The organism is Paraburkholderia sp. BR14320, from assembly GCF_040948665.1.
Classification (GTDB): Bacteria; Pseudomonadota; Gammaproteobacteria; order Burkholderiales; family Burkholderiaceae; genus Paraburkholderia; species Paraburkholderia youngii.
In genome coordinates this window covers 26,045-52,177 of record NZ_JBFPKG010000052.1, presented here as the reverse complement: position 1 = coordinate 52,177, position 26,133 = coordinate 26,045, and the positions used below count along the sequence as shown (strand labels likewise).

The window sequence follows — 26,133 nt, the reverse complement described above, 5'->3', positions numbered from 1 at the left end:
TAGTTTTTAAAGATCGATCCGCCCAACCCGCTGCGCCTGAACCACCACTACCCGGCACCGCTTCGTTTGCGTCGCTGCTTCTGCAGCAGAGAAACGAGATTATGGAGAGCGGTCGACAACACGTCAAGCCCCTTCTGCGAATTTCTTTTGGGAGCAAAGACTCTCATCTCAATCTCATTGCCCACATTCACAAAAGACTCAACTCACGTCAGATCAAAAAAGAAGCAAAATTAGTTAGCCATCCGATTCAATCCGTCGAAGTCCGGAAACCCACCACCGCTCCCCAAGTTAAAGTTTTACCCCTCCTCGCCGTCAATCAGATCATCCCGCCACTTAAATTAGCTGCCGACTATGGACCATCCCGTCGACGCACACGTCGAGGAAACCCAGCGCGCCGCTGCATCGCCGGCGCTCGAGCCTGATTCGGTGCCGGTAGGCACGCCGCTGCCATGGCCGATCGTCGATGCCGACGGCACGCTGCTGTTCGCAAGCGCGACGACGCTCGCGACCGCCGACGAACGCGCCTTTCTGTTTCAACACTTCCGCCCGCACCGCGGCGACCTGCACGACCTCGGCGCACAACAACCGCCGGCGCCCACGGCCCAGCCTGACCAGCCCGCCGAGCTGACGCTGAAGGATATGCACCTTGAGATCGGCGCATTGATCGGCATGCGCTCGCAACTCGGCAGCGGCGCGCCGATGCACCCATGCCGCATCATCGGTTTCGCGCCGAATCATGCGCTGTTCGTCACGCCGCCGATCCAGCAGGGCCAACCGCTGCCGCTCACGCCCGGCGAGAACATCGAGCTCGTGGCGATCGCGAGTCAGGCCGTGTTCCGTTTCGTCTGCACGGTCGAAGCGGTCTGCCGCGTGCCGTTCGACTACGTCGTGTTGTCGAGGCCTGGCATGGTCCGCCGGCTACGCGAGCGCAAATCGATCCGCGTCCACGCGCATCTGCCCGTGCGGTTTGGCATAGGTGGAGCCGGCGACACGTACGAGGGCCTTGGCGTCGCCAAGGGCATCAGCGCGCTCGGCATGTCGTTGTGTGCGTCGTGGACACTGGGCGAGGTCGGCGACCGACTGCGCATCGCATTCCGGCTGAAGTCGGCCGAGTTCTATTCGCAGATCGAGACGACGGCAGTGATCCGCAACGTTCAGAAGGGCAAGACGCCTGGCGAGCCGTCCATGCATGGCCTCGAACTGGATCAACTCGATTCCGCTCAACAGATGGCGATGAAGGTCTTCGTGTTCGATCGTCAGGAGGACGTGCAGCACTGGTCCAACGGACTCCAATAAGCGCTCCGGCTGGCAAGCAACGCGCGCGCGAACGGAGCAGTCCGAGCTCTCTGCGCACACATCGATCAGCCGATCAACTCTTCAGGCGTCAACCGCCGCGCTCCCCACGCATTGGCGAGCATTTCGCAACGGCCGAGCCGTATCGCACCACGCTCGAAATCGACGAACACGACTTCGTCGGCGCCGGCCGGCCGCGCGGGTTCGTCGCGCGTGCGGCCGTCGGTCAGAATCCAGAGCCAACGCTGCTGGGCCGGCCGTCGCCGCGCGCAGCGCTCGAGCAAATGCGCGGCGCTCCGCGCGCCCGACGCGAGCGGCGAGCCACCGCCTCCGCCCACGGGCGCGAGCCATCGCTCGTTCCACCAGCGCGGCACGGCGGGGCCGAAGCGTACGTCAGCGCCCGCACCGCCGAAGCAGATCAGCGCAGCCTCGGCGCGCATCGCACTCGCACGGTCGAACAAGGCAGTCAGTAGGCCCTTCGCGAGCGCAAGGCGTTGCCCCGCCAGCATCGACCCGGAGCAATCGAGCACGAAGCAATGCAGCACTCCGCCGCCCGGCGCTTCGCGTGCGAAGCGCAGATGCTCGCGACGCAGCGTGCGCTCGCGCATCGCGGCGAGCGTCGGTGGCCATGCAATGCGCCGGCCCGGTTCGCCGCGCGACGTATCGCGCAAACCCGCTCTGACGCCTTGCGGCCATCGAAAACCGCTGCGCGAGTCAGCGGCGGCGCCCTTCCGATGGCTCAGCGTTTTTTTGCGTCGAGCGGAATGACGCCTTTGACAGGCACAGTCCCGGTCGGCTCGGGCGGCAGGTAGCCCCAGTCGGGGTCGGCGGAAGATGTCGCCGAATCGCCAGACGCCCCCCCAACGACTTCCTGCGATCGCGCCTCGCTGTCCGACTGACGCTGATTCGCAGGCTGCGAATCATGCTGACGCCGCCGATGAAGCAGCACCGCATCGGCGACGCAATCCACATGTCCGACCGTCACCACATCCCTCTGTTCGAACGCGGCCAGCGCGCGCGCCGCGCGCAGCATCACGAGGTCGGCGCGCAGGCCGTCGACGGCTGCGTCGATGCACAGCGCGCTCACACGCGCATGGACGGCGTCATCGAACGCAAGCAGCGGCAGCGCCGCGCGCGCCGAGCGAATTCGCTGCACGTATGAAGCCTGCTGCTCCGCATAAGAGGCACGAAACCCCGCGGGATCGAGATCGAACGCGAACCGCGCTTTGACGATCGCCTGTCGCACCTGCGGCTCGAATGCGTTCTGCAACTCCACCATCAGACCGAAGCGGTCGATCAGCTGGGGCCGCAACTCGCCCTCTTCGGGATTCATCGTGCCGATCAGCACGAAGCGCGCGTCATGACTATGCGACACGCCATCGCGTTCGACGGTATTCACGCCGCTCGCCGCCGCATCGAGCAACGCATCGACGAGCGCATCGGGCAGCAGATTGACTTCGTCGACGTACAGCACGCCGCGATGCGCCTTCGCGAGCAGCCCCGGCGAGAAGCGCACCGAGCCGTCGCGCAACACGGTTTCGATATCGAGCGTGCCGATCAGGCGATCCTCGCTCGCGCCAAGCGGCAGGTTCACGAGCTGCCCTTCCGGCAGCAGCTCGGCAAGCGCGCGCGCGGCAGTCGACTTCGCGGTGCCGCGGGGTCCGCTGATCAGTACGCCGCCCAAGCCCGGATCGATCGCGGCAAGCACCAGCACCTGCTGCAACAAGGCCTGGCCGATCAGCGCGGCAAACGGAAAAACCGGCCGCGACGCCGTGCCCGAAATAGAGCCCGCGCTGCCTAGGTCGTCCGTTCTTCGCATCGCTCCATTCATGTTTGTCTTCCTTCGATCTGCTGTTCGCTCGCAAGCAGATGCGCTTCCACCTGCGCGCGATAGTCGCCCGGCTGCTGCCACAGCCCTCGCTGCATCGCTTCGAGCAAACGCTCGCAGATCGAATGCAGCGCATGCGGGTTGTGCCGCTGCATGAACGCGCGGGTATCGGCGTCGTTCAGATAAGCATCGGCAACGAGCGCGTATTGATGATCCGCGATCACGCGCGCGGTCGCGTCGTAGCCATACAGATAGTCGACGGTCGCGGCGATTTCGGCCGCGCCCTTGTAGCCGTGGCGCTTCACGCCATCGAGCCATTTCGGATTGACCACGCGCGAGCGGATCACGCTCGCGATCTCCTCCTGCAACGTGCGCACGCGCGGCGCGGCAGGATTGCTGTGATCGGCGTGATAGACACGCGGCTGCTGACCGGCCAGATGCCGTACCGCCGCGACCATGCCGCCCTGAAACTGGTAGTAGTCGTTCGAATCGAGTACGTCGTGCTCGCGGTTGTCCTGGTTCTGCAGCACCACATCCAGCGCTGCGAGGCGCGCGCCAAACGCTTGATGCGCTTCCTCGCCCGCGCTCTTCTGCGCATACGCATATCCGCCCCACGCCTGATACGCGTTCGCCAGATCGGCGTCGGTCTGCCACTCGCGCGAGTCGATCATCTGCTGCAGACCTGCGCCATACGCGCCGGGCCGCGCGCTGAACACGCGCCAGCCGGCGCGCTTGCGCGCTTCCGCCGTGTCCATGCCGCGCGCAATCAACGCATCGCGTTCGCGCTGCACACGCGCGCGAATCGGATTCAGCTCCGCCGGCTCGTCGAGTTCGGCAACCGCCTGCACGGCCGCATCGAACAGATGCATCACGTTCGCGAACGCATCGCGAAAGAAACCGGATACGCGCAACGTGACGTCAATACGCGGCCGATCGAACGCTTCGATCGGCATGATCTCGAAGTCCGTCACGCGATGACTGCCCGGCGCCCACTTCGGCCGCACGCCGAGCAGCGCGAGCGCTTGCGCGATATCGTCGCCGCCGGTGCGCATCGTTGCGGTGCCCCAGACCGACAGGCCGATCGCGCGCGGATAATCGCCATGCTCCTGCAGATGCCGCTCGATCAGTTGCTGCGCCGATTTCAGGCCGAGTGCCCACGCGGCTTGCGTCGGCACCGCGCGCGTGTCGACCGAGTAGAAGTTGCGGCCGGTGGGCAGCACGTCGGGCCGTCCGCGCGACGGCGAGCCGCTCGGACCGGGCGGCACGAAACGTCCTTCGAGGCCGCGCTTGAGCTGCGTCATTTCCTGCGGGCCGCATGCGTCGAGGCGCGGCAGCACGTCGTCGCGCAGGCGTGCAATTACCTGTGCCGCTTGCTGCAGACTTTCGTCGGCTACAGGAACGGCCTGCGAACGATCCGCGTCATCGCAATCGACACCGCAGACGCCGCGCAACAGCTCGCCCGCGAGCACCTCCAGCCGCTCGCGCGTATCGCCGTAATGCCGCCACGGTGCATCGCTGATCCGCCGCAAGACATCAGGACGTGGGCCGTCCCATGCGGCGGCCCAATCCACGCTCAACGGATCGAACAGATGATCGATGCGCAGATCGCGCGCCAGCGCGTCGACGAGCCCAGCCTTGCCGCCCTGTCCATCGCCGACCGGAAAGCGCCCGAGCGCGAGCAGCGTATCGCGCCGCTGCACGCCGCGCGGCGACTGCCCGAACGTATGCAGACCATCGCGAATCTGCGCTTCCTTCAGCTCGCACAGCCACGCATCGACGCGCGTGAGCAGCGCGTCTTCATCGTCCTGTCCGTCGGGCGCCGCGAGACTCAGCTCTTCGTGCAGCCGATGCTCGACGATCGTCGTCAGAATCGTGCGACGCAAGAGCTTTGCGCGACGCGAATCGACCATCAACGCTTCGTAGTATTCGTCGACCTGGCGTTCGAGGTCCTGCAGCGGCCCATAGTTTTCAGCGCGCGTAAGCGGCGGCATCAGATGATCGATGATCACCGCCTGCGCACGCCGCTTCGCCTGGCTGCCCTCGCCCGGATCATTGACGATGAACGGATACAGATGCGGCATCGGTCCGAGAATCAGATCGGGCCAGCACGCGTCGCTCAACGCGACACTTTTGCCCGGAAGCCATTCGAGGTTGCCGTGCTTGCCGACGTGCACGACCGCGTCGATGCCGAACTGGTGGCGCAGCCAGAAGTAGAACGCGAGGTAGGCATGCGGCGGTACGAGCTCCGCATCGTGATAGCTCGCGTAGTCGCCTTGCTCGCGCGAACGCGAAGGCTGAATGCCGACGAACACCTGCCCGCAGCGCCAACCCGCGATCATGAAGCGGCCGCGCCGCAGCGTCGGGTCCTCTTCGGGCTTGCCCCAGCGCGCGTTCAACGCGTCGCGCACGCTCGCCGGCAATGCGTTGAAATGCGCGAGATAGTCGTCGAGCGCGAGACTTTGCAGAGCCGGACGCAGATCGCGGACGACCGGATCGTTGGTCACGCCCTCGGTCAGCCTGTTCAACAACGCGTCGCCGTGCTCGGGCAGTTCGCCGACACGATAGCCCTCATCGCGCAGCATCGACAGAATGCCGACCACCGATGCCGGCGTGTCGAGCCCGACGCCATTACCGATGCGCCCTTCGCTCATCGGATAGTTCGCGAGAATCAACGCGACTTTCTTGTCGGCGTTATCGAGCGAACGCAAACGGCACCAGCGGCGGCTCAGCTCGGCGAGAAAACGCACCCGTTCGAGATCGGGCTGATAGCGGACCACATCGACCTGGGTACGCGCACAGCGATACGCGAGACCCTTGAAACTGATCGCGCGCGTAATGATGCGCCCGTCCACTTCGGGCAGCGCGACGTGCATCGCGATGTCGCGCGAATTCAGGCCGTGGTTGTCTTTCAGCCAATCCTCGCGATTGCCGCCGCTCAGGATCACCTGGAACACCGGCGCGTCGCCGGCGAGCGCGAGCGGCTCGGGGTCGTCGATCGCGGACGCGGCGAACGCGGTCGTGTTCAGCACCAGCGCGACGCCATGTTGCGTGCACAGCGACTGCACGACATCGCGGCTCATCGCATCCTTCAACGACGTGATCGCGAGCGGCAGCGGATTGAGCCCTTGCGCTTCGAGCGCATCGATCAGCGCATCGAACACCGCGGTATTGGCGGCCTGCAGATGCGCCTTGTAGAACAGGATCCCGACGACGGGTGCGTCCTGCCGCCAGCGCGCCTGCCAATCGGCGACGGTAGGCGTATCGCGCTCGGGGTGATACAGCGACGCGGCCGGCAACGCGCGCGGCGGCTCGGGCTCGCGCCCCCAGCCGATCGCGCGATACGCGATGCAGCGCAAAAACGCTTCGGCGTTCTGCGGACCGCCCTCGCGCAAATAGCGCCACAACTGCTGACACAACTCGGCGCTCGCAGTGCTGCGCGCGAGCAGGTTCGGGTCTTCCTGCAGATCGCCGGAAAACATCGCGAGCGTTTGCTGTTTGCGCTGCGCGAGCGCGACGACCTGCTCGATGCCGTACGGCCAATACGCTTCGCCGCCGAGATGATCGACGACGACCACGCGCGCATGCTGCAACACGTCGTCCAGATAGAAATCGACCGAGGCCGGCTGACGCAGATACGTGACGTTCGCAAGCCGCACGCTCGGGAAGCCGTCGCCAAGACGCGGCACCACGCTCGCGAGCAGCGACAGCGTGGTGTCGGCGGAACTGAGCACGACGATATCGGCGGGCTGCTGATCGATGCGGATCACGCCCTGCGTATCGTCGACGAAACCGCCCGGCGTCGTGCGCAGCAGATGCATGCTGGTGCGCCCGTTATGCCGTCGCGTTCGACGTCGCGCCGAGCGCCGCGTCGAAAGCCTGTTGCAGCGCGGGTCGATCGAGGTCTTCTCCGATCAGCACAAAGCGGCTCGGGGCGCCGTCGCCGTTTTCGCCCGCCTGCCAGCGCAGGTCGAAGTAGCTGTCGAAGCGCCGGCCCACGCCCTGGATCACCAGACGCATCGCCGCGCCCGGCAGTGCCGCGAAGCCTTTGACACGGTAAATCGTGTGGTTTTCGACCAGCGTCTGCAACGCGGCGAGCGCCGCGTCGCGCGACGGCACCGATGCCTGCACGACGACCGAATCGAATTCGTCGTGATGATGATCGGGGTCGTCGGCGGAACCGTGGTGGTCGTGCCGCAGGTGGATCGTCTGCTCCGACGCCGCTTCGAGCCCCAGCAGCGTATGCAGGTCGAGCTGTCCCTGCTGCGCGCGCACGATCTTTACCTGCGGCGGAATCTCCGCGCGGATCGCGGCTTCCACTTCGTGCTGCCGCGCGTCGTCGATCAGATCGGTCTTGTTCAGAATCACCAGATCGGCGGCCGACAACTGGTCTTCGAACAGCTCGTGCAGCGGCGACTCGTGATCGAGATTCGGATCGGCCTTGCGCTGCGCATCGACGGCGACGGGGTTCTCGGCGAACTGGCCGCTTGCGGCGGCCGGGCCGTCCACCACCGTCACCACCGCGTCGACCGTGAAGCCGTTGCGGATCTGCGGCCAGTTGAACGCCTGCACGAGCGGCTTCGGCAATGCGAGCCCCGAGGTTTCGATCAACACGTGATCGAGTTCGTCGCGCCGCTCCGCGAGTTTTTCCATCACCGGGAAAAACTCTTTCTGCACGGTGCAGCACAGACAGCCGTTCGCGAGTTCATACAATTGCCCTTCGGTCTCGACGCCGTTTTCATCGCAACCGATGCCGCAGCCCTTGAGGATTTCGCCGTCGATGCCGAGTTCGCCGAACTCGTTGACGATCACCGCAATGCGCTTGCCGCCCGCATGCTTGAGGATGTGCCGCAGCAACGTCGTTTTGCCACTGCCGAGAAAGCCGGTGACGATCGTGACGGGAATCTTGCGCAATTGAGTTTGCATCGTGAGGTCCATCCCTTTGCGTTGCATCGGTCTGCCGCAAAGTCCGCGCATCGGTCGGCATCGGCTGGCGAACGGAGCGAATGAATCACGCGCACAGTACCAGCGATCACCAGACACGGGGACGAACGACGGCATTGCCGCGACAACGGAAATACAGAAAGCGGAACTGAGGTCATGAACGCGCCGCCGCATCCCCGCGGCGGTCGTTCTGCTTCTTCGGGCCGGTATCCGGGCTGGCGAAAGCGCCGCTTCCCCTTCCCGGCCGAGTGGTTTCTCGTCCAGTGGTGATATGTCGACGCGACCTTGCGCGAAGACATCGAAGCCGGCACCGCGGTGCCCGGCTATCAAGCCGGAACCGCTTTTCGCTTACCGTTGCGGGGACAGCACAGGTTAGCCGCTCTAGCGCAGATGGCTCCCTGTTTCCCGTTTAACCGCATGCGCACGAACGCGCACGCGAGCACCCAAAGTGCGTGCGAGTGTAGGCCCCCGGGCATGCGCAGTCAAGGAACGCAGGCCGCCGGAAAGCGTCGCCGAGGCTTATCTGGCAAGGCGCCATGTGCTATCGTATGCGCGCGTTTGGTGCCCGCACATGCACTCGCATGTGCAGTTAAACGGGAAACAGGCAGCGCGTCGCGCGTTCAACCTGTGCTGTCCCCGCAACGGTAAGCGACCTGCGGCGCGCGATTCGATCCAGCTTCGATTCCACCGTGCCGCGCATGCGTTTTTTGATGCCACTGCCCCGCGAATCCGCAGATTCGCAAACAAGGACGGGAAGGCGAAGCGCGTGAGGCCGCCAGCCCGGATACCGGCCAGACGCGGAGGCGGCGCCCCATGCACCCGTGCATCAGGTTGCGCCGCCGGCCGCCGGAATCCGCGGGGAACGGATGTGAAGGCGTAGAAACGTGGCATCGCGCGTTTCGTGGCGTTCTCTCTCTGAAGAATCCGCCGCGAGCCGCATGAGTGGCCGCGCCTGGATTCGCTGTATTGCATGACCTCTATATTCACTGCCGCGTGCACCGTCGCACGCCGCTCCTCTCCTCCCATCTCCGCATGGCATGCGCCATGCACGCCGCGATGACGCGCGCCTGGCTGATCGGCGCCGGTCCCGGCGACGTCGAACTGATGACGCTGAAGGCCACCCGTGCGCTCGCGCAGGCCGATGTCGTGCTGGTCGACGATCTGGTCAATCCCGACGTACTGCAGTTTGCACGCGCCAACGCGCAAGTCGTGTACGTCGGCAAGCGCGGCGGCCATCCGTCGACGCCGCAAGCGGACATCGTCGCGCAAATGCTCGGGCATCTGCGCGCGGGACGCAGCGTCGCGCGGCTCAAGGGCGGCGATCCGTTCGTGTTCGGCCGCGGCGGCGAAGAATTGCAGGCGCTGCAGGCGGCGGGTATCGAAGTCGACGTGATCAACGGCATTACGGCCGGCATCGCCGCACCCGCGACGCTCGGCATCGCGGTCACGCATCGCGATTACGCGCAGGGCGTCGTGTTCGTCACCGGCCACGGCGCCGGCAGCGGCGAACCGGACTGGGCCGCGCTCGCCGCGACCCGCATGACGATCGTGATCTATATGGGCATGCGGCGGCTCGGCGAAATCGTCGCCGCGTTGCTCGCGGCCGGCATGTCCGCCGATACACCCTGTGCGGCGATCGAGTCGGCGACGCGGCCCGAGCAGCGTCACGTGCTCGCGCCGCTGCGCGAGTTTGCCGAGGCGGTCGTGCGCGCAGGGCTCGGCTCGCCGGCGATCGTCGTGATCGGCGGCGTGGCCTCGCTCGCGCTTGCACGTGAAGCGGCGAACCGCGACGGCCGAGTCGATCACGAACAAGCTGCGAACGCGCTCAAAACGCTGAGCGTCGGCATAGGTTGCCGCTTGCACAGCGATGCCGGCGACATCGAAGCCGCCGTGCGCGCAGCACTCGGTTCGAATGCCTTCGAGCGGATCCGCACCATCGCGACGATCGACACCAAAGCCAACGAAGCAGGTCTGCTCGAATTCTGTTCACGCCATCAACTGCCGCTGCAACTGTTCAGCCGCGAGCAGATCGCGGCCGCGCCGGTCGCGGCGCCGTCGGCGGCCGCGCGCGCGCATCTTGGTGTCGACGGTGTGTGCGAACCCTGTGCGCTACTGGCGGCAGCAGCTTCGGTCTCCGCGACAATCGCGCAAACCGCACGTCTGGTCGTACCCAAGACCACGCACGCTGGTATCACCATTGCAATTGCGGCGGCGACCGACACCGCAGCCGGCGACGTAGCGCCCTTCCATCCCACCCCTCAAGACCAGGACCTTCGATGAAAACCGACCCCGAATCGCATCAACGCATGACCGAGCGCCGCCGCGAAGGCCACGAAAAGAAGCAGGCCAGCGCGACCGTCGAAAAAGGCCTGCTGATCGTCAACACCGGCACGGGCAAGGGCAAGAGCACGGCCGCGTTCGGCATGGCCGTGCGGGTGCTCGGCCACGGCATGCGGCTGGGCGTCGTGCAGTTCATCAAGGGCGCGCTGCATACGTCGGAGCGCGATTTCCTCGGCGCAATCGCGCAATGCGATTTCGTCACGATGGGCGACGGGTATACGTGGAACACGCAGAATCGCGAAGCCGATATGGCGACCGCGCGCAAGGGCTGGAACGAAGCGCGGCGGATGATCGAAAGCGGCGACTACCAGATGGTGATCCTCGACGAGCTGAACACCGTGCTGAAGTACGAGTACCTGCCGCTCGACGAAGTGCTCGCGGTGATCAAAGCGCGCGCGCCGATGCTGCACGTCGTCGTGACCGGACGCCATGCGCCCGATGCGCTGATCGAAGCCGCCGACCTCGTCACCGAAATGCGCGCGATCAAGCATCCGTATCGCGAGCAGGGTGTGAAGGCGCAGCGCGGCGTGGAGTTCTGAGCGATGTCCGCATCCCCCAAGGGGACTTCCTCCGCTGCGTGCCCCGCGCTGTTCATCAGCGCGCCCGCGTCGGGACAAGGCAAGACCACGATCACCGCGGGTCTCGCGCGCTATCACCGGCGGCTCGGACGTCGCGTGCGCGTGTTCAAGACCGGGCCGGATTTTCTCGATCCGATGATCCTCGCGCGCGCGAGCGGCGCGCCAGTGCTGTCGCTCGATCTATGGATGGTCGGCGAAAGCGCGTGCCGCAACCTGCTCGCGCAAGCGGCGCAAGAAGCCGATCTGATCCTGATCGAAGGCGTGATGGGCCTGTTCGACGGCACGCCGAGCAGCGCCGATCTGGCGGCCACGTTCGGCGTGCCAGTGCTTGCGGTGATTTCGGCGCAGGCGATGGCGCAGACCTTCGGCGCGCTCGCGTTCGGCCTTGCTCGCTTCAGACCACAACTGCCGTTTCATGGCGTGCTCGCGAATCGCGTCGGCTCGGCTCGGCACGCGCAGATGCTGCAGGAAGCGCTGCCGCCCGAACTGCGCTGGTGCGGCCACATCGCCGCGAGCGACGAGATCACGTTGCCCGACCGCCACCTCGGCCTGCATCAGGCCGATGAAATCGACGATCTCGAAGCGCGCCTCGAACGCGCGGCGGATACGCTCGCGTCGACCGCGCTCGCCGAACCGCCGCCGCCGGTCGATTTCGGCGCACCGTCGCCCGAAGTGCTGCCGCGTCTGCTCGAAGGCAAGCACATCGCGATCGCGCGCGATGCCGCGTTCTCGTTCATCTATCCCGCCAACCTCGCGCTGCTCGAAGCGCTCGGCGCGCGGCTCAGCTATTTCTCGCCGCTCGCCGACGAAGCGTTGCCCGCCGACACACATGCGCTCTATCTGCCGGGCGGCTACCCCGAACTGCATATGGCGACGCTCGCTGGCAACATGCGCAGCGCGGCATCGATCCGCGCGCACGTCGAGGCGGACAAACCGGTGGTCGCCGAATGCGGCGGCATGCTCTACCTGCTCGACACCCTGACCGACGCGCAAGGCAAGAGCACGCCGATGCTCGGCCTGCTGCCCGGTCACGCGAAGATGCAAACGCGCTTCACGTCGCTCGGCATGCAGCAGATCGACGGCCTGCACGGCACGCTGACCGGCCACACGTTCCATTACTCGAAGCTCGCGACATCGCTCGAGCCGCAGCGCTTCGCCACCCGCGCGCACAGCGACACGCCCGGCGAAGCGGTGTTTCGCGTGGGTCCGATTGTGGCAACCTATATGCACGCTTACTGGCCCTCCAACCCGGCTTTCACGGCCGCCCTCTTTCATGGCGAAGCCTTTTGACGACTCCGAGCGCGACGCGGTCTATCGCGCGATTTACGAACGCCGCGACATGCGCCACTTCGTGCCCGATCCGGTCGATCCGGCGGTGCTGCGGCGTCTGCTCGACGCGGCGCATCACGCGCCGAGCGTCGGCTACATGCAGCCGTGGCGCATCGTGCGCATCACCGATGCAGCGCTGCGCACGGGCTTGCGCGACATCGTCGAGCGCGAACGGCTCGCCACCGCCGACGCTCTCGGCAAGCGCCGCGACGAATTCATGAAGCTGAAGGTCGAAGGCATGCGCGACTGCGCGGAACTGCTGGTGATCGCGTTGATGGATGGGCGCGAGCGACACGTGTTCGGCCGTCGCACGCTGCCGGAGATGGACCTCGCGTCGGTCGCGTGCGCGATCCAGAACATGTGGCTCGCCGCACGCGCCGAAGGACTAGGGCTTGGATGGGTGTCGCTATTCGATGTCGACGCGGTGCACCAGCTACTGGCGATGCCGGAAGGCGCGCGGCCGGTCGCGATTCTGTGCCTCGGCCACGTCGATGCGTTCTACAGCGAGCCGATGCTCGAAACGCAGCGCTGGGCGAGCCGTCTGCCGCTAGGCGATTGCGTGTTCGAAAACCGCTGGCCAGGCGGCGAGCCGGCGCAGGAATAACCGACACGCGCGGCTCCGGCGACTCGAAGCTGCGTTATTTAGCGCTGCAGCGGCTCCATAGAATCGACGTTCGGCGCACCGCTCGCCTTGTCGATACTGAGCTTCACGCGCCAGTCGGCCGGCGCGTCGTACGGCAGCTTCGCAAGCGCGGTTTTCACGAGCAGCGGCAACGCATGCAGCGGGTCCGCGTCGCGATCCATATACACCGCACTGACCTTGTAGCGCTCGGCGCCGCTCGCATAGTCGAAAAAGCGCAGTGTCAGCGCGTGCTGATAGTTGCGCCCGAATAGCAGCGCGCCCGGACCGTCGCTGCCCGCGCCGCAATCGGCGGGCGCGCAATCCCCGCCGCCAATGCCGATCGACGCCGGCCGCGTGCTATACGCGATCGACAGCAGAAAATGCGCGGACTTGCCCGCCGTATCGACGAAGCCGTGTTTCGCCAACTCGTCGCGCAGCAGCTTTTCGACTTGCGGATGGTCGGCGCTGTCGTCCTGTGACTGCGTGCGCGCGAGTGAATAGGTCTGCTCGCCTTGCAGCGCAATGGCATGGTCGGCGCCGTTAGCGGAGGCGGTGTGCACGTCGGCGCTGAGGCCCGCGCAAGCGGTGAGGCTCGCCGCAGCCAGCGCGACATAGAGGTGAGCGATCTTCGCCATTTTCTGTTTTCTCTCTAGTCCATCGAATCCATCACAAGCGCATCAGGCGCGCGGTGCGCTGGTTTCATCGAGCGGCGCGTCGTCGAGCGCGGGCAGCCAGATCGTAAAGGCCGTCCCCTCGCCGGGCGCGCTGACGACTTCGACGCTGCCGCCGTGGCGCGTAACGACGGTTTTGATGAACGCCATGCCGAGTCCCGCGCCGCCCACTTCCGGCCGCACCGCCTCATGAAAACGGCGAAAGCGCTCGAATAGCCCCGCCTGCTGCTCCTTCGGGATGCCATAGCCCTGGTCGCGAATCGTGCATGCCACGCGAGCCGCCCCGCTGCCTTCGCGCCTAGCCGCCGGCTGGCTCGCGAAACTGCACACGATGCGCGTGTCGGGCGGACTGTACTTGACCGCGTTGTTCAGAATATTGACGAGCGCGCGCGTCATCAGTGAGCGGTCGGCGCAAATCCAGAGATCTTCGCTGGTGGTGTCGCCGGTTTCCGTATGCAGCGTGATGCGCTTCGCGTGCGCCTGCGGCCAGACCTCGTCGCTCGCATCGATGACGAGTTCGGTCAGGCTCAGCGGCTCGAGCACATACGCCTGCGACTCGGCGCGCGCCAGTTGCACGAAGTCGTCGGCGAGCGTGAGCGCGCGTTGCGCGTAGCGTTCGATGCGCTCGAGCACGCTGCGCGCGAGCGCCGGCTCGGTCCGCGCGCGCTCGATCTCGACCAGCGCAATGATCGACGCCTGCGGCGAGCGCATGTCGTGCGACAACAGCCGCAGCGCGTCCTCGCGCTGACGCTCGGCCGCATGCAGCGCCGACACGTCGACGAGACCGGCGATCCAGCCGGTCGTCTCACCCTGCGCGTTGGTGCAGGTCGCATAGCGCAGCAGATGGTCGCGCTCGTTCGAGTCGCGCACCTCGACACCCTGCGCCATCAGTGCCGCGAACTCGCCGCGCGTCGGATCGAGCGGCGCCGGCCAATGCGCGTGCGCGTACACGTTGCGCTGGTTGTCCGCGGCCGCGCCGGCATCGATCGTCTTCACGAGCGTGAGACCGCCGAGCACGCTTTGCATCGGCTGGCCCTCGGGCATCGGCGCGCCGAGCCCCGCGAAATGCGCTTTCGCCGCGTGATTCGCGATCAGCACGACGCCGTCCACATCGCTGACGAGAATCGGCTCCGGCATGCTGTCGAGGCTGTCCCACACGAAGCGCTTCATGTCCTGCACCCGTTGCGCGGCCTCAGCCATCAGCGCCATGTGCTGCGCGAGCACGTCGCCGCCGAACTCGCGGCGGCGCTTCGGCGTTTCGGGCAGCAGATGCGGCTCGTCGGCGAGACGTTGCAGTTCGCCGCGCAGATACGCCATCGTCATTTCGAGGCGTCGCCAGTTCCAGATCGGGTAGACGATCACGACGCCGAGGATCGCCGGCACCGGCGACATCCACAGCCTGCCGCCGTACAGCAGCAGCGCGCTGCCGGCCACGGCGAGCAGCACCAGCGCGCCGGTCAGCAATAGAGAGCGGCGCGGCGACAGCACGAGGAAGCCGCCGAGCAACGCGGCGAGCGGCGCGAGCGCCGCCGCGAACACGATCCACAGCGCGACCGGCTGGATCTCGCGGCCGGTCAGCAGCGTGTCGAGCACGTTCGCGTGGATGTAGACGCCTGGCAGCGGACCGAGCTCGCCCGACACCGGCGTCGCGAAGCGGTCGTACAGACCCGACGCCGTCACGCCGATCACGACGATGCGCCCGCGCAGCTGATCGGCCGGCACCTTGCCGGCGAGCACGTCGGCGAAACCGAGCTTCGCGTAGTTCGCGGCATTCGGGCCGAACGGAATCAGGAAGCGGTCTTCGCGGCCGTCGTCGCTGCCGCGCGCCGGCTCGGTCGAGCGACGCGGCGGCAGCCCGTTGCGCAGCCGCAGCTTGCCGCGTTCGACCGCGTCGGCGACGAGCACCGTCAGTTGCGGCCAGCGCGAGTGCTTGTCGCCCTGGAAGCGCGCGACGCTGCGCACGATGCCATCGCTGTCCACTTCGAAATTGATGTGACCGAGCCCGGCTGCTGCCTGCGCGAGCGGCGTGACGGGTTCATCGACGGTGCGCTCGCCGCTCGCATCGGGCGGCGTCAGCAGCACGGGCAGATAGGTCGGGCTCAGCGCGACGGCGTGGGCGAGCTGGGCGTCGTCGACGTTGGGCTCGGTGAACAGCACGTCGTAGATCACCGCGGCGGGTTTGGCCGCGGCGAGCTGCTCGAGCAGCCGCGCATGCACGCTGCGTGGCCACGGCCAGCGGCCGAGCGCGTCGATGGCCGGATTGTCGATCTCGACGACGACGATGTCGGACAGCAGCGGCTGCTTGCGCAGCTTCAGAAACTGGTCGTATACCAGCAGATCGATGCCGGCGCCGACACGCCCGAACGACGTTAGCAGGATCACCACGAGGCCGAGACAGCCAACGCTGAGCCACTCGATCAGAAAGCGCCGGCCGGCCCGCCGTCCGAGACGGGCGCGCGGATCGAGGCTCAGTCGCGTAGAAGTGGCGGGCAAGGGGCGATGTAATCCGGAACGGGAGGACGGACCGGGCAGCAAGCCGGCTCCGAGAATCTACCAGCGTCAGCGCGCCAGCGTAAAGGAGCGGACCGGGCTGCTCTTTTCGTAGAAGCGGCCGTTGTCGAACTGCTCGGCGACGATCGTCCAGTAGTAGACGCCAGGCGGCAGATCGCTGATCACGAGTTCGCCGCCCGCCAGATCGGTGCGATCGATCACGGGATGGCTTAGATCAGCCGTCTTCGCGAGCATGAAGCGAAAACGCGTCGGCACGTTGCTGTGGCTGACGAACCAGCGGAACTCGTAGTCGTGGCTACCCGCGCGCTGCGCGGCCGAAGCGTCCAGCCCGAGTTGGCGGCGCTCGAACGCATACACGTTCGGCAGGCCGTCGAGGCCGTTGCTATCGGTTGACGCGACACGCACGAAGTACGTGCCGTCGGGCAGATCGCCGAAGTCGGCGTGCGGCACGCTCACGCGTAGATCGCGTACCAGGTCGAGCTGATCGGCATCGTGCGAAATCTGCAGCCGATAGCCGACCGCGTGCTCGGCCGGGTTGACGTCGAACGCGACGGTCTTGCCGTCCTGCACGCGCGCCGGCCGCTCGACCGAAGGCGCCGGCAACAGCTGGAGCGGACTGCCGATCGCGCCGCCCGAGTGTGTGACGTTGCCGAAGCTTGCCTTCACCAGTTGCTCGGACGCCTGCAGCGGCCTGCCCGGCATCGGCGCGGCGCTCTGGCCATGCTGCTTGGCCGGATCGACGCCGACCGCGCCATCGAGCACCGCCACCGCGGTGGTCTGCGTGTCGCCGTTGTAATCGACGCGAAAGCGCGTACCGCGCACCCCGGCGACCACCGAAGGCGACCGGATCTGAAAGCGATCGTCGCGTCGCGTTGCATGCGTGACCTGGCTTTCGACTTCGCCCGAACGCAACTGGAAGATGCGATCTGCCGCGCCGGTCAGCGTGATGTGCCGCAGCCTCTCAATATTGAGCTCGCCATTTTGCGCGACCGTCACATACGAACCGTCGGGCAGTTCGAGCGTCGCGAACCCGTTCGCGCCGGTGCGCAAGTGATCGCCTTCGGCAAGCGTTTCACCGCTTTTCAACGGCAGATAAGGGTTTGTGTGGAACGCGTGCTCGACCGGACCGCTGGTCGCGACCACTCGCGCCGTGTCCGGATCCTGGCGCAGCCTTTGGAACGGCAAACGCAGCACGATGCCGGCCGGCATGCGGCGCGGCGCGGGCACGTGATTGAGCCTGCTCAACAGCGCCCAGTCGGAAGGGTCGGCCATGTAGCGGGCGGCGATGTCGTACAGCGTGTCGCCTTCGTGCGTGGTGTAGGAAGCGTAGACCGGCAGCGCCTTCGCACCGATCTTGCCGCGCGTGAGCTGCGCGTGCGCGAGCGCACTCCAACCGGTCGCGCCCGTTGCAATCAGGCAGGCCGCGGCAAGCCACGCGGCGGCGCGAAGGCCGGAGATAGCGCCGCTGCCCGACGCCGCCCCACCCACGCAGACCGTCACGCCTCCCCCGCTTCTTCAGTGGGTTCGTCGTCGGCGGTAGGTGGTGTGTCGGCTTCGATCCGCTCGAGGCGGTAGCCATAGCCGTAGATTGGCGTGAGCCGATAACCCTGCTCCGGGCGCAGACCGAGCTTGCTGCGCAGCATCGACACGTGCGTGTCCATCGTGCGCGACGGGATGTCGGTGGCCTGCTTCCAGATCACGTCGAGAATGTGTGCGCGCGACAGCGGCCGGCTCATATGCTGGAATAGCAGCAGCGCGAGCTCGAACTCTTTTTGCGTGACGGAGACCGGCGTGCCGCGCGCGACGACGTGCTTGGCGCTCAGGTCGAACTCGAAGTCGCCGAACACTTCCCTGGTCGCCGGCGGCTTCAGGTAATAGGCACGCCGCAGCAGCGAGCCGACCCGGGCGAGCAGCACCGCGCCCGACACGGGCTTGACGAGATAGTCGTCGGCCCCGATGTTCAGAATCGAAGTGATGTCGGATTCGCGGCCGCGGCTCGTCATGAACAGCACCGGCAGACGCTCGGACAGGCTCTCGCGCACCCAGCGGAGCACTTCTTCGCCGGACATGTCCGGAACGTTCCAGTCGAGCACGAGCAGGTCGAACGTCTGGCGACGCAACTGGCGCACCAGTTCGCGCCCTGCGCCATACGCATGACAGACGTGTCCAGCGGCGGATAGCGTTTGACACACAAGGTCGGCCTGAGCCGAATCATCATCGAGGACAGCAATTCTCATAACACCCCACAACGTAACAGCACCTTTCGCGGCTGACGGCCGGCGCACCGGCTGACGACCGGGATGACGACAGCGCCGTCGATCCGGCTTCCCATAAAATTCCGGCTGCTACTTTCTGACTAATGGTCCCTCGCCGTACCCCCGCCATGACGCTGCTTTCATGAAGCTGAATCAGCGCATAAATGTAATTACCATAGCGATTATGCAGGGCAGATCATGATAATCGAAAACCTTCTTTCATCCCGCTTACCGTGTACCGGCAATCCGTCGCGAAAAACCCTAACTGAAAACAATTGACGTGTTTCTTAGGTTCCTCCGGTCTGCCAGTACTGGGACGCACCCGGACGGACATCACAATGCGGACCGCAGACCCTTGCTGGAGCGGCCTTTCGGTCATGCCGCTTATCTGCCTTAAGATTCCTTTCAGGTACTCTTATTTAACAATTGCGTGTCCAGTATAAGAATAATCTCAGAATAAATCGTTTAAACATTGTTAGATTTCGTCTCGGGACGAGTTGTCATTTGATGCAATCATCTGCGCGAGCGCGAGACTCGCAGCCCTATTTTTGTATGAGGCGTTTCTACCTGCTTCACATTGACGAGCAGTGCGATGACGCAACGCGTCAAAAGTAGCCAGCGGGTGAGGCCCGGCGCAAGTGACGCGGGCAAAAAAATGCGGCGTTGCTCCTGTCGAAGCAACGCCGCCCAAAAAACACTACACACGCTCGCCGGGGTCTAGCCGCACGAGTCATGTCACGTTAGCCCGGCGCGAAGCCGTGCTCAAGATGAAAGAAATTCCTTTGTAACCGCTGCCAAAGTAGTAATTACACGTCGTCCGGAAGCGCACGAGGCGCAAGTCTTACACAGCGCGAGTTCGAAATTGGTATGAGTTGAAGCCCCGCGCGGCGGCCATTTACATACACAGACGTTTTGTTACAGTCCGGCCCCCTTTTGATGTTGCTGCAGCGCATCAGATTCCCCGCCTGCAGGCTGCGCGTTGCCTCTGCGTTGCCTCATTCGATCGTGAAGGCGCGCTCACCGCGCGCCCTCGATTTCCGGCATCGGCGCGAACAGCGCGTCGAGATCGTCGTCCGAGAACTTCGCGGCGCCCGCCGCGTCTTCCGCGAGAATGCTGTCGGCGAGCCCGGCCTTGTGCTCCTGCAGCTCGACGATCTTTTCCTCGATGCTGCCGGCCGCGATCAGCTTGTAGACGAACACCGGTTTGTCCTGCCCCAGCCGATGCGCGCGGTCGGTCGCCTGGTTCTCGGCGGCCGGGTTCCACCACGGGTCGTAGTGGATCACCGTGTCGGCGGCCGTGAGGTTCAGCCCCACGCCGCCCGCCTTCAGGCTGATCAGGAACAGCGGCACCTCGCCCTGCTGGAACCGCTCGACCGGCGTCACCCGATCAGCGGTGTCGCCCGTCAGCATCACGTACGGGATCGCCACTTCGTCGAGCGCCTGGGCGATCAGCGCGAGCATGCCGGTGAACTGCGAGAACAGCAGCACGCGGCGCCCCTCCTCGATCAGCTCGGGCAGCATCGACAGCAGCAGATCGAGCTTGGCCGAGCGCATCGCCCGCTCGCCGCCGCTCGCGGCCGCGCCGTCCGTGACGCCGCTCGCGGTGCGCACGAGCCGCGGATCGCAGCACACCTGACGCAGCTTCAGCAACGCATCGAGCACGATGATGTGACTGCGCGCGAGCCCCTGCGCGCTGACCGCCGCGCGCACCTTCTGCTGCATCGCCGTGCGCACGGTTTCGTACAGGTCGCGTTGCGCGCCTTCGAGATCGACCGGGCACACGATCGTCGTCTTCGGCGGCAGTTCCTTCGCGACCTCGTCCTTGCGCCGGCGCAGCGTGAAGGGCCGGATGCGGCGCGCGAGCAATGCGCGGCGCACGTCGTCGCCGTTCTTCTCGATCGGATTGCGCCAGCGTCGGGTGAAGTCCTTCTGGCTGCCGAGAAAGCCCGGCAGCAGAAAATCGAATTGCGACCACAGCTCGCCGAGATGATTCTCGAGCGGCGTGCCCGTCAGACACAGCCGATGCCGCGCCCGCAAGCCGCGAATCGCCTGCGCGGCCTTGGTGGTCGCGTTCTTCACGTACTGCGCTTCGTCGAGAATCAGCAGATGATAGTCGTGCTCGCCGAGCACCTTCTGATCGCGCCAGAGCAGCGCATAAGTGGTCAGGATCAGCTCGTGTGCGCCGATCTGCGCGAAGCGTTCCTTCCTGTGCGGCCCGTTGAGCGCCAGCACCTTCAAGTCCGGTGCAAAGCGGCGCGCTTCCTCGCGCCAGTTGTGCACCAGCGTGGTCGGCACGACGATCAGCGCGGGATGCGTGAGCCGCCCTGCTTCCTTCTCCGCGAGAATGTGCGCGAGCGTCTGCACGGTTTTGCCGAGCCCCATATCGTCGGCTAGCACGCCGGCCAGATCCTGTTCGCGCAGGAACTGCATCCAGTTCAGGCCCTGGTGCTGATACGCGCGCAGCTCGGCCTTCAGACCACGCGGCACCGGCACTTCGCGCAAGCCGGGTCCGGCCTGCAGACGGCGCGCGAGGTCGCGGATCGAAGCGTCGCCGCTGAACTGCCAGCGGCCGGTGTCATGCAGCGCGTCGAGGCGGCCGGCATCGACAGCGGGCACGCGCAGCGGCGCGCCTTCGGCAAGCGCGCCGCCGAGCGAATCGAACAGATCCACCAGCACCCGGACCACCGGCTTCAGTCGATCGGCGCGCAGCCGCAGACGCTTGTTCTCCTCGGTCTTCAGCTCGATCGGTTCGTCGTCGCGGATGCTCTCGAGCGCGCCAGACAGCCAGCGCCGGTCGCGCCGGAACAGATCGGCCAGGAGCGGCTCGAGCCGCACGTTGCGCTCGCCGACGCGGATGCCCATCTCCAGATCGAACCAGCCGTCGCCGGCTTGCTGCGCGGTGCCGTCGATCGAGTCGATCTCGATCACGTTGTAGCGGAACTCGGGCGCCATCGTCACGCGCCAGCCCTTCGCGACCAGATCCGGCACCGCGTCGTTGACGAACTCGGACCATGCGTCGGCATCGGGCAGACCGAGCATCGTGTCGGGCAATAGACGCGCCGCCTGCATATTGCGCGTCGGCACCTTCTGCAGACCGGTCTTGCGCAATTCCAGCAAGCGTTTTTTCTCGGCGTCGTAGCGCCGGCGGATGTGAATCACGTCGCCGCCCGGCAGCGGCACCAGCGTCACGCTGCTGTCGGCGTTGATGCTGACGCCGTCGTAGTCGAAGCTCGCGGCGGCCAGCTCGACCGCGGCGGACTTGCGCTCGGCGGCTTTCGCGGCCTTCGCGGCCTTCGCAGTTTTCGCGGCCTTCGCCGTCTTCATACCCTTCGCCGCGCCCGGCAGCGCGTGGCTGTTCAGCGTCAGCACCGGCACCGGCTCCACATCGATCACCCGAATCGCGGGTGCGTCGTGGGTCGGCGGCAGCGGCAGCTCGGGCGCGATCTCGCGCAGCACCGACGCGACGAGCGGCGCCTCGGCGAGCGAGATCGGCGGCATCGCGAGGTAGTCGGGCAATTGCTGGAACGGCAGCGACAGCGGCACGATGCCCGCCTCGTTGGCGACGCCGTCCACGTACCAGACCGGCTCGGTCGGCAGCACCATGCTCGCGCGCGGTTCGGTGCGCAGCACCGGGCGCAGGCGTTCGTCGGCGAGCGGCTCCCATTCGATGCGTCCGGGCCGGTCGGCGGCGCGCGCGAGCGGCGTCGGTCCAGCCTTGCCCGGCGCGATCCTGAAGTCGAAGAACAGGCGCCCGGTCGCGATCAGCTTTTGCAGCGTTTCCGCGCCGCTCGTGCCGCGCAGCACGAACTGGCCCAGGTCCTCGCGCGAGCGGCCAAGCCACAGGCCGCGCAGAATCGACAGGTCCTCGTCGGACACGAAGCGCGGCTGCCTGAGCAGCGCGCCTTCGACGTCGCCCCAGCTGTCGCCGACTTCGACGATCACGCCGTCCGCGTCGCAACGCGCGCGATGCAGCACGACCTCGTGGCGCAGATGAAAACGCGACCAGGTGAGCCGATAGGCGAGTGTCTCCTGCCTCGCGGCCTCCACCTTGCGGGCGGCATTTTTTTCGGCGGCGGCGGCGTCGGCCGCGCGGGCGCGCGCGCGAAAACGCTCGAGCCAGCTGACCAGTTCGGGCCGCACACCTGGAGACGAAGATGAAGATGGTGATGGCGCCGGCGGCACGCCCGGGACCGTGATCCGTCGCGCGACGAACACCTCCGACGTGGCCGGGTCGCTGTCGTCCTCGACCTGCGTGATGTGATCCATCTCGTCGTGGTAGTCGAGTTCCGCGAGCAGCAGCGCCGCGACGTGCTTGCAATTGCGCCCGACCGGGCACGTGCATTCGCCTTCGGCCCATGGCGAGCCGCCATCGGTCCAGAAACGGACCCGCGTCCGGTAAGGCTGCGGCTGCGAGCCCTGCACGTCGCCCGACAGCGTCTCTCCCTGCCATTTGACGTTGCTGATCGCGCCCACCGAGCGCGCCTTGGCGACGGTGCGCTCACCGAGCCATTCCGCAATGCTGTCCCGATCGAAGAAAACTGACGACATCCGCGTGCATTCCTGTTCAAACCGGCGAAGGCAAGCGCGTGCGGGTCGAACCGGTGCGACGGGCGACGCGCGCTCGCGACGCCCGGCCGATTTTGTCCAGCTGCGATTTGCCTGTGGTAACCGGCCATTTTACGCGTTGGACGAAAATCGGCGGGCCGGCCGATCGGGTCGGATTGAGAACGACCCGAACGAGCCGCGGCGCGGCCGCTTCGGCCGGTATCAGCGTCCTGGGCGGGCCATGCTGCTCCACACCCCGTCGCGCAGGATCAGCCCATGCAGCAACGCCGCCGCCAGATGCAGCAGCACCGTCGCGAACAACGCGAACGCGAGCCACGTATGCAGCGCGCGCAGCAGCGCGAACAGCGCGACGTCGTGCGGCGCGATCGGCGGCAGATGCAGCGGACCGAACAGCGTGACCGGATAGCCGGCCGCCGACAGCATCGCCCAGCCGATCAGCGGCATCGCGAGCATCAGCCCATAGAGCACGACGTGCGACGCATGCGCCGCGATTCGCTGCGGCTTCGACATCTGCGCGGGCAATGGCGGACTGCCGCGCTTCACGCGCACCGCGAGCCGCACCAGCACGAGCAGCAGCAACGCGATGCCGAGCGGCCGATGCAGCGCGACCAACGCATCATGGGTGCGCGACACCGTCGCGACCATGCCCACGCCGATGAACAGCATTGCGACGATCAGCGGCGCCATCGTCCAGTGCAATAGCCGCGCGAGCGGACTGAAGTAAGTGCGGTCGCGGCTCATGAGTGCTCTCCGTTTGGCTGGGTTCGATGGACCTCGGGATGCAACGCCTCCTCGCGCGTGCGGCGTTGAAACGACTGCGCGTAGGCGGCCGAGCGCGCGGCGAGCAGCGGATCGTCCGATGGCGCGATGCCGGCCGGCACGATCGTCGGATCGAAGTTGATGTCGCGGCAGGTGCCGTCTTCCTGCGAGGTCGTGCGTTCGATCACGAGCGTCCCCGCGTCGATGCGCTGGCGGTCGTCGGGCCATTGCAGCGTCGCGTCGTTCGTCGGGTCGCCAGGCTGCGCGACGGTCAATATCAGATGCCAGCGCAAGGGACCGTGTTGCAGACGCTCGTCGAGATCGGCGGCGAGGAAGTTCTTTTCGGCCTGCTGCGCCGCGGTGACCGGCGCGTACGGCGTGTCGGGCACGACGGCCCAGCGCACCGCGCGCGTCGTGCCGTGGGCATCGGTAAACAGAAACGCGTCGATGCCGTAGTACGCGGCGTTCGCGAGGCTCGACGACGGCGCGTGCGACTTGACCCAGCGCTGGAACGGCTGCGTTTCGGGATTGGCCGCGTAGAACGCCTTCAATCTGGCGGGGTCCGGTTTGCCGGTCGCGGGGTCGGGCTTCGAGGCCAGCAACTGCTGATAAAACTGCGCGGGCGTATGCACCGCGAACACCGGCGTCGAGTTCATGCCGGTACGCCACTGTTCGCCGTCGTGAAGCTGGAACTCCAGCGCGAGACTGCGCACCGGCGAGCTCGTATCGGGGGCGGATGGGTTACCGCCGGGCACCGCGAAGCGCCCCGTCACCGGCGTGCGACCCGGCGCGAACACTGCTGCGTGCGACAGCGCTGCGCCATTGCCGTTGCTATCGAAATAGCCGTCCACGCATAGGCCTTTGGCGTGATTGCGTCGATAGCCGGGATGCTGGCCCGCGACTGCTTCGAACGTATCGATGATGCGCGGAGCAGTCAGACGCGCGGGCGTGAGCCAGCCCGCGGTGTAGGCGAAGCCGCCCGCAAGCGCGAGCACGACCGCGCCGATCGCGGCGAGCCGGCATGGCACGCAGATGGGCCGCGGGCCGGAGCCGGCGGGATGAGGTTTGGGTCGGGAGGGTTGTGTCACGGGGACTCCTTGCCGGATGGATACCAACGTACGGGCAAACACGCCGCGCTACGATCTATTCCATCCGGCACCGGCGCGCCCGTTCAAACCCATTCGCGCGCCGGTAGCCGATGCTTCAACGGGTGCCAACAGCCGGCGCGCCCGAGTTCGCGACGTGGCTCGCGGCGGCCGCCGTTTGCGCGGCAAGCGCCATCTTGTGCTGCTCGACCTGACGCGCGAACACGGGACTCACGTCCGGGTACGATGTGTCGGTGATGTAGTCGAGACCGTTCTGCTGCGCCTCGATCAATTCCTGGTACACCTGAGCGCGTGTCTTCGCCTGCGCAAACGCGCTCGACGAAGCGGCGAGAACGACGAACGACAAAGCGACGAACGAAAGCTTTTTCATGATCGACTCCAGTGAGTGTTGTGCGGGTTCGCACCAGGGAGAACCACGAGTCGGCGGCGTTTATTCCTGTATTCGCCGCGTGAAAAAAACATCGCCGGCGCGGGGAATAAATGCCCGGGCGCCGGTGTTTGTCATCGATAGCAGTAGTCAACACCGCGCATCATCATGACCTCGACTCATCGCCCGTCCGGCACTCCTCCGTCCGAAGACGACATCCAGGCCTATGCCGACGGCACGCTGACGCCCGAACGTGCCGCGGCGCTGCGCGACTATCTCGGCAAGCATCCGGCGGAAGCGCGGCGTGTGGCCTTTTACGACCGCTTGAACGCACAGATCCAGGCGACCTTTCAGACCGCCGAGGAGCCCGCGCATGAGCACCCGCGCGAATCGCGCCGGCTCCGCATGCGTGTGCAACCGGCCGGTCCCGCGCGCCGGACGCTGGTCGCACTGATAGCCCTCGCGCTGATGGTGATTGCCGTCAGCGGCTGGCTCACGGCGGCTCAGGTGTCGGCACAAGCACTCGACAACGCTGCCGTGATGGCGCTCGCCGAAGCCAGCGCGCGACCCTTTTCGTCGGCATCGCCGACGCGCGTCGATCCCGCCGCGCCGGATCTCGGCTCGATCGGCCTGCGCCTCGTCGGGCAACGCGTGCTGCGGCTCGGGCCATTGCAGCGCGTGGACGAGCTCGTCTATCTGAACGGCGATCAGCAGCCAGTGGTGGTGCTGTCGGCGGCGGCGCCGTTTGCGCGCGAAGAGCCGCAGTGGGCCGCGCGCCGCGTCGGCGAGTTGCGGCTGCTGACGTGGACCGCTCGGCGCCAGCGTTTCGTCGTCGCGGGCGATGCGCGCACCCACGGCCTGATGCGCGCCGCCGATGTGATGACCGCGCGCTGACGCCGATATCCGCGGCCTGTGCGGAATAAAATGCGCTGAAAGGTGTTTGCAGTGCGAGCGCATCGTGCGACGG

The 26,133-nt window shown here is 66.3% G+C and carries 19 protein-coding genes, 1 pseudogene and 2 riboswitches; of the genes and pseudogenes, 8 read left to right on the top strand and 12 right to left on the bottom strand.

Features of this window, described 5'->3' with window-relative positions; all coding sequences use genetic code 11:
• On the top strand, positions 1-422 hold a 422-nt coding region (locus tag AB3X89_RS32250; RefSeq protein WP_368586875.1), incomplete at its 5' end, for a hypothetical protein.
• Complete coding sequence (locus AB3X89_RS32245; protein ID WP_368586874.1) at positions 352-1,296, top strand: flagellar brake protein; 945 nt, start codon at positions 352-354, stop codon at positions 1,294-1,296. The genes AB3X89_RS32250 and AB3X89_RS32245, both read left to right, overlap by 71 nt.
• Positions 1,297-1,361: 65 nt before the next feature.
• Here AB3X89_RS32245 and AB3X89_RS32240 read toward each other — a convergent pair whose 3' ends face one another.
• From AB3X89_RS32240 to cobW, 4 genes are all read right to left on the bottom strand, one after another.
• Positions 1,362-1,901 (bottom strand): magnesium chelatase, encoded by a 540-nt coding sequence (locus AB3X89_RS32240; RefSeq protein WP_368586878.1) that lies wholly within the window; start codon positions 1,899-1,901, stop codon positions 1,362-1,364.
• A gap of 131 nt (positions 1,902-2,032) precedes the next feature.
• Positions 2,033-3,124, bottom strand: a complete 1,092-nt coding sequence (locus tag AB3X89_RS32235) for an ATP-binding protein (protein ID WP_368586873.1) — start codon at positions 3,122-3,124, stop codon at positions 2,033-2,035.
• Positions 3,121-6,939, bottom strand: a complete 3,819-nt coding sequence (gene cobN, locus AB3X89_RS32230; RefSeq protein ID WP_368586872.1) for a cobaltochelatase subunit CobN — start codon at positions 6,937-6,939, stop codon at positions 3,121-3,123. The genes AB3X89_RS32235 and cobN overlap by 4 nt, the downstream gene beginning before the upstream one ends.
• A gap of 13 nt (positions 6,940-6,952) precedes the next feature.
• Positions 6,953-8,044 (bottom strand): cobalamin biosynthesis protein CobW, encoded by a 1,092-nt coding sequence (cobW, locus tag AB3X89_RS32225; RefSeq protein ID WP_368586871.1) that lies wholly within the window; start codon positions 8,042-8,044, stop codon positions 6,953-6,955.
• 201 nt (positions 8,045-8,245) lie between these two features.
• Positions 8,246-8,524, bottom strand: a riboswitch (cobalamin riboswitch).
• A gap of 80 nt (positions 8,525-8,604) precedes the next feature.
• Positions 8,605-8,873: riboswitch (cobalamin riboswitch) on the top strand.
• Positions 8,874-9,118: 245 nt separating this feature from the next.
• Between cobW and cobA the strand changes: the two are divergent.
• The 5 genes and pseudogenes from cobA to bluB all read left to right on the top strand — a co-directional run.
• Positions 9,119-9,844: pseudogene (gene cobA / locus AB3X89_RS32220) on the top strand (uroporphyrinogen-III C-methyltransferase); the annotation flags it as partial.
• A 51-nt stretch (positions 9,845-9,895) separates the two neighbouring features.
• Positions 9,896-10,342, top strand: coding sequence for a cobalamin biosynthesis protein (locus AB3X89_RS32215; RefSeq protein WP_368586877.1), 447 nt, complete (start codon positions 9,896-9,898; stop codon positions 10,340-10,342).
• Positions 10,339-10,941 (top strand): cob(I)yrinic acid a,c-diamide adenosyltransferase, encoded by a 603-nt coding sequence (gene cobO, locus AB3X89_RS32210; protein ID WP_013091616.1) that lies wholly within the window; start codon positions 10,339-10,341, stop codon positions 10,939-10,941. The genes AB3X89_RS32215 and cobO overlap by 4 nt, the downstream gene beginning before the upstream one ends.
• A gap of 3 nt (positions 10,942-10,944) precedes the next feature.
• Complete coding sequence (locus AB3X89_RS32205) at positions 10,945-12,270, top strand: cobyrinate a,c-diamide synthase (protein WP_368586870.1); 1,326 nt, start codon at positions 10,945-10,947, stop codon at positions 12,268-12,270.
• A complete protein-coding gene (gene bluB, locus AB3X89_RS32200) occupies positions 12,254-12,913 on the top strand; it encodes a 5,6-dimethylbenzimidazole synthase (protein WP_368586869.1) in 660 nt (219 codons plus the stop codon). The genes AB3X89_RS32205 and bluB overlap by 17 nt, the downstream gene beginning before the upstream one ends.
• A 38-nt stretch (positions 12,914-12,951) precedes the next feature.
• Here the strand turns inward: bluB and AB3X89_RS32195 are convergent, their stop codons facing one another.
• The 8 genes from AB3X89_RS32195 to AB3X89_RS32160 form a co-directional block, all read right to left on the bottom strand.
• On the bottom strand, positions 12,952-13,566 hold the full coding sequence (locus tag AB3X89_RS32195) for a DUF4136 domain-containing protein (RefSeq protein WP_368586868.1): 615 nt from the start codon (positions 13,564-13,566) through the stop codon (positions 12,952-12,954).
• Positions 13,567-13,608: 42 nt separating this feature from the next.
• The gene (locus AB3X89_RS32190; RefSeq protein WP_368586867.1) at positions 13,609-16,095 is read right to left on the bottom strand and encodes a CHASE2 domain-containing protein; all 2,487 of its coding nucleotides are present in this window, start codon (positions 16,093-16,095) and stop codon (positions 13,609-13,611) included.
• A gap of 66 nt (positions 16,096-16,161) precedes the next feature.
• Complete coding sequence (locus tag AB3X89_RS32185) at positions 16,162-17,613, bottom strand: FecR domain-containing protein (RefSeq protein WP_368586866.1); 1,452 nt, start codon at positions 17,611-17,613, stop codon at positions 16,162-16,164.
• Entirely contained in the window at positions 17,610-18,350 is a 741-nt protein-coding gene (locus AB3X89_RS32180) for a response regulator transcription factor (protein ID WP_368586865.1), read from the bottom strand. Before AB3X89_RS32180 ends, AB3X89_RS32185 begins: the two co-directional genes overlap by 4 nt.
• A 1,035-nt stretch (positions 18,351-19,385) precedes the next feature.
• Positions 19,386-22,916, bottom strand: coding sequence for an SNF2-related protein (locus AB3X89_RS32175; RefSeq protein WP_368586864.1), 3,531 nt, complete (start codon positions 22,914-22,916; stop codon positions 19,386-19,388).
• A gap of 219 nt (positions 22,917-23,135) precedes the next feature.
• Positions 23,136-23,675, bottom strand: a complete 540-nt coding sequence (locus AB3X89_RS32170; protein WP_368586863.1) for a cytochrome b — start codon at positions 23,673-23,675, stop codon at positions 23,136-23,138.
• Positions 23,672-24,781, bottom strand: coding sequence for a catalase family peroxidase (locus AB3X89_RS32165; protein WP_368586862.1), 1,110 nt, complete (start codon positions 24,779-24,781; stop codon positions 23,672-23,674). Before AB3X89_RS32165 ends, AB3X89_RS32170 begins: the two co-directional genes overlap by 4 nt.
• 115 nt (positions 24,782-24,896) lie before the next feature.
• On the bottom strand, positions 24,897-25,169 hold the full coding sequence (locus AB3X89_RS32160) for a DUF4148 domain-containing protein (RefSeq protein WP_368586861.1): 273 nt from the start codon (positions 25,167-25,169) through the stop codon (positions 24,897-24,899).
• 165 nt (positions 25,170-25,334) lie between these two features.
• On the opposite strand from AB3X89_RS32160, the gene AB3X89_RS32155 reads away from it, so the two are divergent.
• Entirely contained in the window at positions 25,335-26,060 is a 726-nt protein-coding gene (locus tag AB3X89_RS32155) for an anti-sigma factor (protein ID WP_368586860.1), read from the top strand.
• Positions 26,061-26,133 lie beyond the last annotated feature (73 nt).